General features: G+C 60.8%; 15 protein-coding genes. 1 reads left to right on the top strand and 14 read right to left on the bottom strand.

Annotated elements, in window-relative coordinates; all coding sequences use genetic code 11:
• The first annotated feature begins 120 nt into the window (after window positions 1-120).
• Window positions 121-1,149 (top strand): LacI family DNA-binding transcriptional regulator, encoded by a 1,029-nt coding sequence (locus tag FHX03_RS03715; RefSeq protein WP_097623897.1) that lies wholly within the window; start codon window positions 121-123, stop codon window positions 1,147-1,149.
• A gap of 189 nt (window positions 1,150-1,338) precedes the next feature.
• Here FHX03_RS03715 and folD read toward each other — a convergent pair whose 3' ends face one another.
• The 14 genes from folD to FHX03_RS03785 form a co-directional block, all read right to left on the bottom strand.
• Window positions 1,339-2,238, bottom strand: a complete 900-nt coding sequence (gene folD / locus FHX03_RS03720) for a bifunctional methylenetetrahydrofolate dehydrogenase/methenyltetrahydrofolate cyclohydrolase FolD (RefSeq protein ID WP_183852614.1) — start codon at window positions 2,236-2,238, stop codon at window positions 1,339-1,341.
• A gap of 120 nt (window positions 2,239-2,358) precedes the next feature.
• Window positions 2,359-4,146 carry a succinoglycan biosynthesis protein exop gene (locus FHX03_RS03725; RefSeq protein ID WP_183852616.1) on the bottom strand — a complete coding sequence of 596 codons (1,788 nt, stop codon included), beginning with the start codon at window positions 4,144-4,146 and terminating at the stop codon, window positions 2,359-2,361.
• A 192-nt stretch (window positions 4,147-4,338) separates the two neighbouring features.
• Window positions 4,339-5,178: a WecB/TagA/CpsF family glycosyltransferase gene (locus FHX03_RS03730; protein ID WP_183852618.1), complete on the bottom strand. Its 840-nt coding sequence runs from the start codon at window positions 5,176-5,178 to the stop codon at window positions 4,339-4,341.
• A gap of 286 nt (window positions 5,179-5,464) precedes the next feature.
• On the bottom strand, window positions 5,465-6,004 hold the full coding sequence (locus FHX03_RS03735; protein ID WP_003588510.1) for a hypothetical protein: 540 nt from the start codon (window positions 6,002-6,004) through the stop codon (window positions 5,465-5,467).
• Window positions 6,004-6,369, bottom strand: a complete 366-nt coding sequence (locus FHX03_RS03740) for a hypothetical protein (protein ID WP_003570277.1) — start codon at window positions 6,367-6,369, stop codon at window positions 6,004-6,006. The genes FHX03_RS03735 and FHX03_RS03740 overlap by 1 nt, the downstream gene beginning before the upstream one ends.
• 124 nt (window positions 6,370-6,493) lie before the next feature.
• Window positions 6,494-7,057, bottom strand: coding sequence for a rod-binding protein (locus FHX03_RS03745; RefSeq protein WP_183852620.1), 564 nt, complete (start codon window positions 7,055-7,057; stop codon window positions 6,494-6,496).
• 31 nt (window positions 7,058-7,088) lie between these two features.
• Window positions 7,089-7,502, bottom strand: a complete 414-nt coding sequence (locus tag FHX03_RS03750) for a hypothetical protein (RefSeq protein WP_003588513.1) — start codon at window positions 7,500-7,502, stop codon at window positions 7,089-7,091.
• 4 nt (window positions 7,503-7,506) lie between these two features.
• On the bottom strand, window positions 7,507-8,259 hold the full coding sequence (locus FHX03_RS03755; protein WP_097623892.1) for a flagellar biosynthetic protein FliR: 753 nt from the start codon (window positions 8,257-8,259) through the stop codon (window positions 7,507-7,509).
• Entirely contained in the window at window positions 8,256-10,343 is a 2,088-nt protein-coding gene (gene flhA, locus FHX03_RS03760; protein ID WP_183852622.1) for a flagellar biosynthesis protein FlhA, read from the bottom strand. The genes FHX03_RS03755 and flhA overlap by 4 nt, the downstream gene beginning before the upstream one ends.
• Before the next feature lie 88 nt (window positions 10,344-10,431).
• Window positions 10,432-10,698 carry a flagellar biosynthesis protein FliQ gene (fliQ, locus tag FHX03_RS03765; RefSeq protein ID WP_009992823.1) on the bottom strand — a complete coding sequence of 89 codons (267 nt, stop codon included), beginning with the start codon at window positions 10,696-10,698 and terminating at the stop codon, window positions 10,432-10,434.
• An 88-nt stretch (window positions 10,699-10,786) separates the two neighbouring features.
• A complete protein-coding gene (flgD, locus tag FHX03_RS03770; protein WP_097623890.1) occupies window positions 10,787-11,221 on the bottom strand; it encodes a flagellar hook assembly protein FlgD in 435 nt (144 codons plus the stop codon).
• A complete protein-coding gene (gene flbT / locus FHX03_RS03775) occupies window positions 11,212-11,661 on the bottom strand; it encodes a flagellar biosynthesis repressor FlbT (protein WP_003584285.1) in 450 nt (149 codons plus the stop codon). Before flbT ends, flgD begins: the two co-directional genes overlap by 10 nt.
• The gene (gene flaF / locus FHX03_RS03780; RefSeq protein ID WP_012556615.1) at window positions 11,658-12,005 is read right to left on the bottom strand and encodes a flagellar biosynthesis regulator FlaF; all 348 of its coding nucleotides are present in this window, start codon (window positions 12,003-12,005) and stop codon (window positions 11,658-11,660) included. The genes flbT and flaF overlap by 4 nt, the downstream gene beginning before the upstream one ends.
• Before the next feature lie 36 nt (window positions 12,006-12,041).
• A complete protein-coding gene (locus FHX03_RS03785) occupies window positions 12,042-13,088 on the bottom strand; it encodes a flagellar hook-associated family protein (protein ID WP_097623889.1) in 1,047 nt (348 codons plus the stop codon).
• Between the last annotated feature and the right edge of the window lie 2 nt (window positions 13,089-13,090).

Genomic DNA, 13,090 nt, shown 5'->3' on the forward strand with positions numbered 1-13,090 from the left:
GCGATTTTTCTTGAGTCAAGCGCGCCAGATGCTACATAATTGAAAGCGCTTTGGATGCCACTGGGAGGCGGCAGGCCTTTAAGAAACGGCCGACGGGCGGGCCGGGAGGAAGCATAGCAGGTGAATCTCAAACAGCTATCGGAAATGCTGGGGCTGTCGCAGACGACGGTGAGCCGAGCGCTCAACGGTTATCCCGAGGTCAATGAGGCCACCCGGGAGCGCGTGCTTCAAGCCGTCAAGGAAACCGGGTATCGCCCGAACAAGGCGGCGCAGCGGCTTGCGACCGGCAAGGCCGGCTCGATCGGCCTTGTCATGCCGACGGCGCCCGGCCACCAGTCCGACGTGCATTTCGGCGAATTCCTGGCCGGGCTCGGCGAAGAGGCCGTGCGCCACGACTTCCACTTCGTCATCATGCCGGCCGACCCGGATGACGAAGTTGCAGCGCTCAGACGCCTGGCGATCAGCGGCAATGTCGATGCGCTGTTCGTCGCCTATATGCGCGGCCACGACCCGCGGCTTCCCATGTTGAAATCGCTCTCCATGCCCTATGTCGTACACGGGCGATCCTTCGGTTCCGAGCCGGACTATCCCTATCTCGACATCGACAATGAAGGCGCCTTCTACGATGCGACGCGGCTGCTGCTGCAGCTCGGCCATACGCGCTTTGCGCTGATGAACGGGCCGATGCATCTCGATTTCGCCATCCGGAGGAAGAACGGCGTCATATCGGCGCTGGCCGAGCGCGGGCTGGCGCTCCACGAGGATTGCATCAGCCATGCGCTGATGACGGATGAGCAAGGGTTGCTGGCAATGGAACATTTCCTGCAGCTGCCGGCGAGGCCGACGGCGATCCTCTGCGCCAGCACGGTGCTGGCGCTCGGCGCGATCCGCGCGGTCAACCAGGCGGGATTGCGGCTCGGCGAGGACATCTCGCTGATCGCCCATGACGACGTGCTGCCGCTGTTGAAGCCGGAAAACTTCTCCGTGCCGCTGACGACGACGCGCTCTTCGCTGAGAGCCGCCGGCGTTCGCATCGCACAGCGGCTGATCGGCACGGTGAAGCAGGCAGGCCCCTTTCCCGAACAGGAACTCTGGAAAACCGAACTGATCGTCAGAGCCTCGACCGGCCCTGCCCCGCAGCAGCTCTAAAGCGCGTCGCGATCTTTCAGATTCGCTCCTCGCGCTTTAGCCTTTTTTGAGCATGTCGTTTGCGGCAAAAGCGCTTAGCGCTTTGCCTGGGCAAAACCGCCCCACACTTTGGTGCGACGCGCTTTAGCTCTTTATTTTATGCATGTCCTTATCCGGAACGGCTGCACACTTCCGGGCGACATGCATTGATCAAAACTGCGGCGGGGTCTGCCCTGCGGCGCGATGGGCGGCGATGACCGTGTTGGCCATCAGCATGGCGATGGTCATCGGCCCGACGCCGCCGGGAACCGGGGTGATGGCGCTGGCGACTTCGGAGACCTCAGCGAAGGCGACGTCGCCGACGAGCCGGGTCTTGCCCTCGCCCCTTTCGGGGGCTGGCACGCGGTTGATGCCGACATCGATGACCGTTGCGCCCGGCTTGACCCAGTCCGCTTTGACCATTTCCGGCCGGCCGACGGCGGCGACCAGAATATCGGCGTTGCGGCAGACCTCGGCGAGGTTCTTGGTTCTGGAATGCGCGATCGTCACCGTCGCATTGGCATTGAGCAGCAATTGCGCCATCGGCTTGCCGAACAGGTTGGAGCGGCCGATGACGACGGCGTTGAGGCCGGAGAGATCCTCGCCATGGGTGCGGCGGACGAAGACCATGGCGCCTGCCGGCGTGCAGGAGACCAGTCCGGTCTTCAGGTCGCCGATGGCGAGCTTGCCGGCATTGGCAATGCTCAAGCCGTCGACATCCTTTTCCGGCAGGATCGCCTGGATGATCGGCTCGCTGTCGAGCGGCTTCGGCAGCGGCAGTTGCACCAGGATGCCGTGGATCGACGGATCGGCGTTGAGGGTGGCGACGAGGGCTGCCAGATCCTCCTGGCTGGTCTCTGCCGGCAGCGTGTGCTGGACGGATTTGAAGCCGCATTCCTTGGCCATGCGGCCCTTGGAGCCGACATAGGCGTGACTTGCCGGATCGTCGCCGACGATGACGACCGCAAGACCGGTGGTGACGCCGCTGCTCTTTTCCAGCGCTGCCGTCGCACTCTTGACCGTCTGAATGACCGATGCAGCTACGTTCTTGCCGTCGATTACTGTCGTCACGCGTCTCTCCGCCCTGTTTCGCGCCAATCTATGGATAATCGGCGAGCGTCAAATGCCCGCTAACGCCCTATCCTGTCGGAAAGCAGCAAGGCAATATCAAAAATGCAAGGAAATGACCGTTCAGCGCAGCGGCTGCCGCGCCTCGAGGCCATGAACAAGAAGCCGGTCGCGCAGGCCGGAGATTTCGGAGCGCAGCGCCTCCATCTCGTCGACCTCGGCCGGGACCGGCTGCGGTAAAGATAGCGGTTGAGACAGCGGCATTTCCTCTTCGGCTGCGGCCACGGGTTTACGCAGGCGCAACAGGAAGGCCGCAGCAAGACCGGCGGCGAGACCCGCGGCAGCACCGGCCAGCGAGCGGCTGGTCAGGCCCTCGGGCGCCGATACCGCCGTCGCCAGCGCCGGCTTCATCAGAGTGATATGGCCGTCGGCGGCCGTTCCCACCGAGGCGGAGGCCGCATCGTCCAGACGCGAACGCGCGGCGGCCGCCTTCTCGCTGAGCTCGGTCAGCCGGGCAAGATCGACGCCGGTATCCCGGCTTTGCGCAATCAGAGTGTTGCGCCGGTCGTTCAGGCCCTTGCGCGCATCGACGGCGGCCTTGGCGGCGACGTTGGCGGCCTGGGCAAGGCGGGTAAGCTCCTTGCCCATGTTCTCCTTCAGACCATCGATTTCGGCCTGCTGCTGCAACAGCCGCGGATGGCGCGGGCCGAGTTCGGCTGAAAGCTGCGCCAGCGCCGTCCTGGCGACCGCATATTTATCGCGCCAGTCCTGCAGCGCCGGCGAGAGCACATCGGAGGGGAGAGAACCATCGAGCACGCTGGCGAGTTTTGCGGCTTTCAACCGATCGGTCGGCGCCTTGGCCTCCAGAATAGTCTGGTCGGCCTGTTTTAGATCGGCATCGAGCCTGTCGATCTGGCGGCGAAGATCGACCGCCACCTTGACGTTGCCCTCGCCGCTCTTTGCCGTGAAGGCTGCAAGTTCCGCTTTCGCCTCGTCATAGGCCTTGCGCAAGGCGGCGTCGCTTTCGGTGTTGCCGCCGGTACCGTTCGCCGGGGAAACCGCTTCGGCAAGCCTTGCGGCGATACGCATGGATTTGCCGCTGTCGCCGGTCGTCACCCGCACGAGGATCGTGCCGGCAGCGGCATCGGGCAGGATCTCGACCGAACGCTTCAAGCTTGCCTCGGCGCGCGAGGCCGGGTCGGCAGCAGCCCCGGTCGCCGACAGCAGATCGAGCGCAACCCCGAGCGCATTGGCCTTCTGACCGGCAAATTCTGGATCGTGATCGAGTTTCAGAGCGGCGACCGTCGAAGCAACCACCCGTGCCGACATCAGTCCTTTCGCCGCAGCTTCGGTGAAGGCGGCCCGGCTTGCGGCATCGGTCTTCACCGCAAGCGTTGCTTCGGCACGGTAGAGGGCCGGCGAAGCCGGCATCAGCATCGGCAGACCGGCGCCGATCATCGTCGCTGCGGCGACCGTCATCACAAGTGCGCTGCCGCCGACGCGCCGCCGCGGCGCTGCTGTGCGAGGCTCCGCCGGTTCCTCACGGATCGCTGCCAGCGGTTCGGGCGAGATCATCGGCTCGATGGCCGGAGCAGCCGGTTCCTCACGGCGCGGATGTTCCTGCGGAAGCGGATGGCCGATGTCGTTGGCGGCCCGCAGGTGATTGCCAAGGATGGTTTCGATGCGATCGACCAACGGTGGCGTGCGCGCGGCTTTGGCGCGTTGCTCTTCCAGCGCGCGACCGATGGCGCGCAGCAGTTCGGCCTCGGGCGGTGCGATATCGGCCCGGTTCGACCGGGGCACGCCGCCAGGCAGTCCATAACCATCGCCATGGGCGCGCGCCGGTGCGGCCGCCGCCGGCCGGGTGGCTGCGCGATCGTGAAAGCTGCTTCTGGCCCTGATATCGTACATTTGCGCCACATCTCATGCACATGATGGCCGAATTCGCTCATCCGCACGGATGCAGATGATTAAGCCAGTCTAAATATTCATGGCAAAGAAATGGTTAACCGCAGCGTGTCAGAACTATGCATAGCTCCTCAAATCGGAATCGATCCAAGGATACATTCCAAAGTCCTATAATGTCTCGGAAAGACGCGAGGGTCAGCTTGCCTTCTTGTGTTCCGACCGTGGCTGCAGCGGGGTGTTGTGTTCTTCCGGATGGCTGAGGATTCGCTCGCGCCGGCGGAAGCGGTAGCGCAGGACATGGAAAAGGAAGACCGGGATGCCAACGACGTAGCGGCGCCAGAGGCGCGTCGGCTCCTGCAGCAGGCGATAGGCCCATTCCAGCCGCATCATCCGCACCGTCCTCGGCGCACGCGGGACGGCGCCGGAGACGAAGTCGAAGAGAGCGCCCACCGTCAGCACCAGGCGCGCATGATCGGCACGGATATTGTCGTGGACCCATTTTTCCTGCAGCGGCGTTCCCATGCCGACGATCAGAATGTCGAGCTTCTGGCGCTCGATCTCCTCGGTGACCTCAGTGGAATCGACCTTGTCGAAATAACCGTCGGAAACCACGACGAATTCATGCCAGGGCGTATGCCTACGGAAATTTTCAGCCGCCGCCTCGACGACCGAACGCGTGCCGCCGATCAGACCGATGCGGCGCGGAGCCTCCATGAAGGTGAGGAAGGCCGGCACAAAATCGGTGCCGTTCAAATTGGCGGGAAAGGGCGAACCATGGGCGATCTGCGATGCGATGTTGAGACCGATGCCATCCGGCAGCACCAAATTGTGCGACATGATCCGGTAGTAGTCGTCATCGTGAAGCGCGGTCAGCATGTTGTGGGCGTTGACGAAGCAAACCACGGTCTGGCCGACGGGAATGGAGGCCAGCTCGTTGATGAAAACGAGGGCATCGTCCCAGCCGAGATCGCAGACCGGCAGATCGAAGATCGTCCGCCGCGATGCGAGCACCGCGAAGTTCGCAATCAGATTCATTCCTACCTCCTGCCTAGGATGCTTCATGCGCCCGACATCCCGGAAAACAAGCCCACACCTCCGCACCGGGCCTCGAAAGCCCCGGTCGCGTCCCGCGTGACGGCGTCGCCCCGATTTCGGAAGCGGCACATGTCAAGCTGTGACAGCTGGTATAACAGGACGGTTTCAAACAACCCTTAGGAAAATTCCTTGAATTTCCCTGCTCGCATAAGTGGTTTGTTAACCACCAGCGCCAATGGAAAACGGCGCCTTCCGGCGCCGTTGTTCGTCGATATCATTGTCGTGCTTAGTGAGCGGCTGGCGCCGGCGCTTCACCCGCCGGTGCGGTCTCGACGATCTTGACGGGCGTGCCCACCTTCTTCGGCGCCCCGGCCGAGCTTTCCTTGACATCTTCCTTGGAGAGATAGTCGAGCTGCTCCAGCATCACGTCGGCGACATATTCGCCGCCGAGGCGCTCGTTCATGCCCTTCTTGATCTCTTCGCGGAAGGCCTTCGGATCGAAGGATTTGATGTGGGCGATATCGACCATCTTGTTGCCGACGAGCAGGCTGAAAAGCTCGTCGGTGGTCATTTCGGCCAGCGGCAGCGTCACGCCTTTCAGCATCTCCTTGTTCATCATGAAGGAAACGCGGCCGAGGAAGTAGCCGGTGATCGCACCATTGCCGATGATGGGTACCGTGATGGTTTCACCCTTCACCAGTTCAAGCGCGCTCTGTTTGGAATCCGTTGCCGCGGGCGCCGGCGCGGTCGCCAGGTACACGGAGAAATAGACCGATGCCAAGGTGATGGCGCAAACCCAGACACCGGTGAGGACGAGCTTGATCATCAGTTTCCACGCGCGGCAAATTGTTCTTGGGAATAGGTCCCGTCGGCATCGGCGTCCTGAACGGCGTTCTTCAGCAGATCGGCGACAGCGCGGACCGCTTCGAGATGCGCCTCGACCCGACGGGCGTTGAGAACCAGCTTCTTCTTCAGCCCGTGCAACTGATCGAGATGGGCAGCGGCAAGCTCGGCCGGATCGGTGTCGCGGAAAAGCATCGACAGCTCATAGAGGCAGCGGCTTTTATGCGCATTGGAGACCTTGAGATCGAACTGCGGATCGCTGCCGATCCGGGTGTTCTCATTGTCGATGATCATTTCGAGGCGTCCGAGAACGGATTTGATTCTGTATTCGTTCGAAACTATTTCCATTGTACCCTCGATTATGCGTCGCTTGGAGCACCATGCCGAAAACTGTGCGCGGATTTCGCGCGACATGACGCTCTAACTATTTCATTGAGAACAAGATTCAGGTTTTAGGCCAACGGGCCTCAAATCATCCTGTTCTGTCGGCCTTGGCTTCAGCGGTGGGCGTGCCGAATGTCTTGCGCTGGAAGTCGTCGATCATGCTGAGCGCAGTGTTGCGGTCATCATTATCGGTTGAGGCATTGACGATCTTGCCTTCCTGTCGGCGCAGCTGCTCGGCGTACATCTGCTTGGCGATGCCGATGCCGTCGCCCTTGGCCATGGTGTTGCCGAGCTGTTCGGCCATCATGCCCTTCCAGATATCGCCGGTCGCGCCCTTGCCGTAGACGTCTTCGCTTTCGCTCGGCAGCATGGACTTGACGAAATTCTGCAGCACCATGGCCTCGAATTTCCGGTAGCTTTCCGGCACTTCCTCGGCCTTCGTGCGGTTCTGGATGTTGTTAAGGCCGCTTTTCTGGCTGATATGGTCGAGGACGTCGACCGTATTGGAGAAGCCCTTGCCATTTTCGGCGAGGCTCGTTGCGGCAAAGGCCGCACGATTTGCCTTCAATTTTTCCTGGGCCGCCTGAACCTCCATGGGGTCGGCAGCTTTGACAACGTCCAGGACCAGATCACTGGGAGGCGAAATAGCCACGTTACAATCCTCTAATTTAAGATCGTAACGACTATGGGTTTCGAAGCTTGCTGGAGGCTGGCGTTGCGAATTGCTGATCGATGACATCGTAGACGGCATTGTCGTCGGCCTCGCGGCGCTCGGCCTCGAGGGCTTCTTTCATGCCTTCTTCGAAACGGTCGCCCTTGGCGCGCTCACGCGCCAGCCGCATTTCGTGAACCTCCTGCATGCCGGTCAGCTGCAGGTCCTTGATCGAAAGCCTGCCGAATCGGTCGGCGTAATTCTGCGAAAAGGCATGGTGGACCGGGTCCATCGAGCCGAGTGCAAGGATCACGTCATCCATCGCCGCATTGACCTCGACGCGCTGGCGGCTGGTTTCGGCCAGATCGTTCTCGGCCATCCTTTCGATATGCCGTTGCACCGAGAGCAGTCGCTTAAGCTTCTGGGAGCGGTTCTTATCGATCATCGCCTCATCGCCCGATATAGATCGAGCCGAAGGACTGGCCGAACTGGCTGACCAAGGCCGCAATCGAGAAGTAGATCAGGAAGAGCCCGCCCATCAGCAGATAGGGCGTCGAGATGAAGTAGACCGGGATCTGCGGCGCCAACTTGTTGATGAAGCCGATCGAGACGTTGAAGATCAGGCCGTAGATCAGAAAGGGGCTCGACAGCCGCAGCATGATGTAGGTGGTCTGCTCCAGCGTGTCGCTAAAGGAGATCAGCGTCGCCCGCATCTGCATCAGGCCGCCGAAAGGCATGGTCGTGTAGGAATCGATCAGCGCCCGAAAGACGATGTGATGGAAGTCCATGATGAAGAGGATCATGATGCCGGCAAAGGTGATGAAGCCGGAAAGGCTGCTCTCCGGCGTGTCTTCGATGATATCGGCCGAGCCCGGCTGGGTATAACCAACCATGGTGGCAATGATCGTCGCGGCGAACTGCATGCCGAGCGTGTAGATCCGCGCCAGCATGCCGTACATCACGCCGATCAGCGATTCGCTGACGATCAGGCCGATATAGGTTCCGGAACCGGTGTGGACGGCCGGATAGACCGTGTCCCACAGCAGCGGCATGACGGCGATCGACAGCGCGACGGCGATGAAGACGCGCAGCTGTTCGGGCACGCGCGCCGAGGAAAAACCCGGAAGAGCCAGCACACAGCCACCGATCCGGCAGAAAACCAGAAACAGTGCGAGAACGGTCCCTTGCGGGTCTGTTATCATGAAATAGAGCCCAAAATCTTTATCTCGATGCCCTTGGCCAGTTCGACATGCGACAGGACCGGCAGCGTGGCGAACAGGCGTTCGATGATCATGCGCACATAGGAGCGTGTTTCCGGCGAGGTGACAAGTGCGAATGGCAGACCGCGATCCATGAACTCACGGATAACTTTGGTGGCCTGTTCGCTGAATTCTTCCAGGTTACGCGGATCGATGTCGAATTCGATCACCTCGCCCTTGGCGTCGCGCTTCAGCGCCTGGTGGAAAGCGAGATCCCATTTGCTGCCCAGCCTGAGGACGCGCAGCACGCCGTTGTCGGCAAGGTCGCCGCAGAGCTGCTGGGCCATGCGGATGCGGACATGCTCGACGATCTGCTCGGTCTTCCTGACATGCGGGGCGAGTTCGGCCACCGCTTCGAGAATGAGGTGCAGGTTGCGGATCGAGACGCGTTCGGCAAGCAGGAGCTTGAGCACCGCCTGCAGGCCCGAATAGGACATATGCGACGAGCAGATCTCGTCGGCGAGCTTCTTGTATTCGGGGTCGAGCCGGTCGATCAGCACCTTGACGTCCTTGTAAGACAGAAGCTGCGGCAGATTGTTGCGGATGACCTCGCTCATATGGGTGAGCACGACGGAAACGTTGTCGATCGGCTGGAAGCCCTCGCGTTTCAGATCGTCGGCAAAGTTTTCGAGGATCGAGACGGCCGGCATGCCGAAGGCGGGTTCGCGGATTTCATCGCCGGGGATGCTCGGCCGGCGGCCGGCGCCGGTGACGACGAGGACTTCGCCGACGCGCAGCAGGTTGGAGGCGACCGTCGTGCCGTGGATGCGGATCTGGTAGGACTTCTCGGCGATGGCAATGTCGTCGGTGACCTTGATCTCGGGCACGACGAAACCGTATTGGGTGGCGAACTTCTTGCGCATCTTGCCGACGCGGAAGGCGAGTTCCTGGTGGGCGCCGAGTAGACGGGTCGAGACCATCTTGCCGAGCGCAAGCTCGATCTCGGAGGTCCGCAGCACCGACTTGACCGAATCCTTTTCCAGCTCCTTGCTCTGGACGACCTTCTTTTCCTCCTGCTCGCGGCGAAGCTTGTTTTCAGCCTCGACCTGACGCGGGATAAACCAGGCGCCGAAGGCAAGAAGACTGCCGAGGATCACGAAGGGGACGAAGGGCAGTCCCGGCATCAGCGCCAGGACGAACATCAGCACGGCCGAGACCGAGAGTGCGCGGGGGTAACCGCTCAACTGGTTGACGACCGCCTGGTCGGTGGAGCCGGTCGTGCCGCCGCGCGAGACGAGAAGGCCGGCGGCGAGCGAGACGATGAGGGCCGGCATCTGCGAGACGAGGCCGTCGCCGACGGAGAGCTTGACGAAGACGTCGGCTGCTTCGCCGATCGGCATGCCGTGGCGGAAATAGCCGATGATGATGCCGCCGAAGACGTTGATGGCGGTGATGATCAGGCCGGCGACGGCATCGCCGCGCACGAATTTCGAGGCACCGTCCATCGCACCGAAGAACGAGCTTTCCTCTTCGAGTTCCCGGCGCCGGCGCTGGGCTTCCCTTTCATCGATGATGCCGGCCGAAAGATCGGCGTCGATCGACATCTGCTTGCCGGGGATGGCATCCAGCGTGAAGCGCGCGCCGACTTCGGCGATACGCGTGGCGCCCTTGGTGATGACGATGAAGTTGATGGTGATGAGGATCAGGAAGACGATCAGACCGATGACGAAGTCGCCGGACATCACCAGGCTTGCGAAACCGGCGATGACGCCGCCGGCCGCGTCATGGCCTTCATTGCCGTGGGACAGGATGACGCGCGTCGTCGCGATGTTCAGCGCCAGACGGGTCATCGTCGCGATCAGCAGAATGGTCGGGAAAGACGAAAAATCGAGCGGTTTCTGGATCCACAGCGCAACCATCAGGATAAGCACCGAGAAGGCGATCGAGAAGGCCAGCCCCATGTCGATCAGAAATGGCGGGATCGGCAGGAAGAGAATGCAGATGATGCCGATGATGCCGAGGGCAAAACCGACATCGCGCAGGCTCGGGGCGACTTTCGGAAGGGGGATTGCAGGTGGTTGCGCCATATCAGTTCCGTCTCTTCATGAGAGGAGGCGGACTCGGTCCGCCCAATTCGGATCGAGAGTTAAATGGCGAAGCTTGCGCGAAGGTGGCTCAGAAACCGGACTGGATGCGCGAAAAGACGAGATTGGTGAAAATCGAGATCTGCGAGCCGACGAAGGGTGCTGTGACGCCGACGGTGATCAGCACGGCGACGATCTTCGGCACGAAGGTCAGCGTCGCTTCCTGCACCTGGGTCAAGGCCTGGATCAGGGCGATGACGAGACCCACGACCATCGCAGCAATGACGGCCGGACCGGCGGCAATCAGGACGGTCCAGATCGCAGCCTGGAACAGATCCAATGCATCAGCTTCATTCATCTGAAGGCAACCTCATATCGCCTCGAAGCAGCCCGCCGTGGCCGGGCCGCTATTGATTGGTGTCCCCCGGCGCGTCGGCGCCGTGGTATCAGGTATCGCTGTCGCTGGTCGGCGCCTTGTCGGCAACAGTGATTCCCGCCTGGACGAGTATATTACCGCCATCGGTGGTCGTCGCAATGATGCCGTCGGAATAAACCTTGACGGATTCGATGGTGCCTTTGACGGTGCCGTCTGCGCTTTCCATGTATTTGCCGACGTAGCTGCTGGCCTGGGTGAGGCTTGAGCTTGCCAGCAGCGTATCCAGCTTGGTGTTGGTCTGGATCGTCTGCTCGACCTGCGAGAAGCTTGCCAGCTGCGACATCTGCTCGCTGGCATCGACCGGATCGGTCGGATCCTGGTTCTTCATCTGCGCAATGAGCAGCTGAAGGAAATTGTCGTAGTTCAGCGTCGCCTTGCTCTGGGCCGAACTGGTCGAGCTCGTCGTACTCGTCGTGCTGACGCTTGATGTCGCATCTACCGCCATGGTGCAATCTCCCTGCGAATCTGCTCGACCATTGTCGGCGGCATCTCGTGGTTGTTGAGGATATTGTCTTCGATCGCGTAGAGGCCACGGATCGCCTTCAGCGCATCGAAAGCGCGGCCGGTCGAGACGAGCGCATCGATGCGCTTCAGTTCGGCGAGGATTTCCTCGTTTTTGAAGCAGCTGAGCAGCATGGTGATCGACTTGCGGAACATCGCCGTCGAGTGGTCCTTGCCCTCGGGATTGATGAGGATCATCTGTGCGATGAAATACAGCTGACGCAGGGGCGTGGTGGCGCCTTCGGGCTGGAGGACGTGGTTTTCGAGAAGGAACGTCACATCATTCAGGAATTCCAGCGCGACCTTGCGGTCGACACGCAGGACGGCGCCGTTGATGAAGATTCTTTCTCCGGCTTTCAGAGAAATGCGAAGTGTACTTTTCATTTAAGTCCATCCCTGATGATGGTGGTAACGTCGATGATGCCCTGGTAGTTATTCGACAGACGTTTTCGGATCCTGTCGCATTCCTTCAAAATCCAGATCGCGATCGAGATGAGGTTGGCCCTGAGCTCGATCTCCAGCTGGTTGTCGGGATGCTTCAGATCCTCGATGAAGCTGATCCATACCCTGCGCGTATAAAACAGGGCTTCGATGGCTTCCCGGCCGTATTTTTCCTTTTCGCGCGCCAGCGACAGCAGATCTATGGACCGGTCAAGAACCTGCCATTCCCGCTCTTTCGCGTCGGCCACCGAGTCCTGCATGACTTCGGCATAAGAGAACTGATACATTCATGCATCCTTCTTAGTCTTGCGCGCCTTTGCTCATCAAAGGTAGTTTACGAGACTCAACTGCTGGATCTTCGAGACGATCGTGTAAGCCGTTTCAAGCTGCGTTTCCAAGGTCTTGACGAGGGTCGAAGCCTCGTAGGGATCGACGCCCTGAAGGTCGACGAGCTTGTTCTTGATGATGTTCGACTGGGCGTCGAGGGCGTCGTTGGACTTCTTGACGCGCTCCTGGGAAAGACCGAGCTGGCTTGCCTGCGTCACGAGGCCGCTGGTCGCCTTCGTCGTGTAGCTGATTGCCTGCTTCGACACCGTGCTCATCGCGTCGCTGCTCAGGTCCTGGCCAAGCAGCGCCGAGGTCATCACCGAGGCGAGCGCCATGTAGCGCATGCCTTCGGAATTGGCGTTGGTCGAGGATTCGATGACTTCCGAATTGCTGATGCGGCTCGTCATGTTCTGGCTCGATGCCTGCGACCAGCCGGTCGTCGCATTGGTCCAGTTTGCCTCGCTGAACATCGGCTCGACCATCGTCGTAATGAAGGTCTCCATTTCGTCGCCGGTGAGATCGCTGACGCCCTTGCCGAGGCCCGTCGCATATGTATTCAGCGCGGTGACGATATCCGCGCTCGTCGCCGTCGTCTGGTCAGTCAGCGGCTGCACATCGGTGTTGATGCCGGAGAACAAGTATTCGCCGTTCACCATGGTATTGGCCGTGTCCATCATAGTGGACAGCGCGCTGGTCGCCGACTGGATGGCGACGGTAATGCTGCCGGGATCGTGGCTGCCCTGGAGCGCCGTCAGCTTCGAAACGAGACCGTCGCCGACGTCCTTCATCTTGGACAGGCCGAGTTGCGAGGATTCCATGCGCGCGGTGACGAGCGAATTGCTCGATTTGATCGTGTCGATCCTGTCGACCTCGCGGCTGAAGTCGACGCTTCTGGCGGCGTTGCCGCCGAGCGAGACACCGATGTCGGCATAGACACCCGTCGTTGCCTCCATCGTCGCCTTCGTCATCTGGTTCTGCCCCTGACGAATGGTCAAGCGCATCGCATTCTGAATGGCTGAACTTGAAATAAATGAGCTCTTCATGG

The sequence above is a fragment of the Rhizobium sp. BK456 genome (genome assembly GCF_014194045.1).
Taxonomy (GTDB): Bacteria; Pseudomonadota; Alphaproteobacteria; order Rhizobiales; family Rhizobiaceae; genus Rhizobium; species Rhizobium redzepovicii.

Excerpts from the sequence above, each read along its gene's own strand:
- FHX03_RS03730 (WP_183852618.1), bottom strand. The coding sequence starts at position 5,178 with ATGAATCTGATTGCGAACTTCGCGGTGCTCGCATCGCGGCGGACGATC.
- FHX03_RS03740 (WP_003570277.1), bottom strand. The coding sequence starts at position 6,369 with ATGGAAATAGTTTCGAACGAATACAGAATCAAATCCGTTCTCGGACGC.
- FHX03_RS03785 (WP_097623889.1), bottom strand. The coding sequence starts at position 13,088 with ATGAAGAGCTCATTTATTTCAAGTTCAGCCATTCAGAATGCGATGCGC.
- FHX03_RS03735 (WP_003588510.1), bottom strand. The coding sequence starts at position 6,004 with ATGATCAAGCTCGTCCTCACCGGTGTCTGGGTTTGCGCCATCACCTTG.
- flaF (WP_012556615.1), bottom strand. The coding sequence starts at position 12,005 with ATGTATCAGTTCTCTTATGCCGAAGTCATGCAGGACTCGGTGGCCGAC.
- FHX03_RS03750 (WP_003588513.1), bottom strand. The coding sequence starts at position 7,502 with ATGATCGATAAGAACCGCTCCCAGAAGCTTAAGCGACTGCTCTCGGTG.
- FHX03_RS03725 (WP_183852616.1), bottom strand. The coding sequence starts at position 4,146 with ATGTACGATATCAGGGCCAGAAGCAGCTTTCACGATCGCGCAGCCACC.
- flbT (WP_003584285.1), bottom strand. The coding sequence starts at position 11,661 with ATGAAAAGTACACTTCGCATTTCTCTGAAAGCCGGAGAAAGAATCTTC.
- flgD (WP_097623890.1), bottom strand. The coding sequence starts at position 11,221 with ATGGCGGTAGATGCGACATCAAGCGTCAGCACGACGAGTACGACGAGC.
- flhA (WP_183852622.1), bottom strand. The coding sequence starts at position 10,343 with ATGGCGCAACCACCTGCAATCCCCCTTCCGAAAGTCGCCCCGAGCCTG.
- FHX03_RS03755 (WP_097623892.1), bottom strand. The coding sequence starts at position 8,259 with ATGATAACAGACCCGCAAGGGACCGTTCTCGCACTGTTTCTGGTTTTC.
- fliQ (WP_009992823.1), bottom strand. The coding sequence starts at position 10,698 with ATGAATGAAGCTGATGCATTGGATCTGTTCCAGGCTGCGATCTGGACC.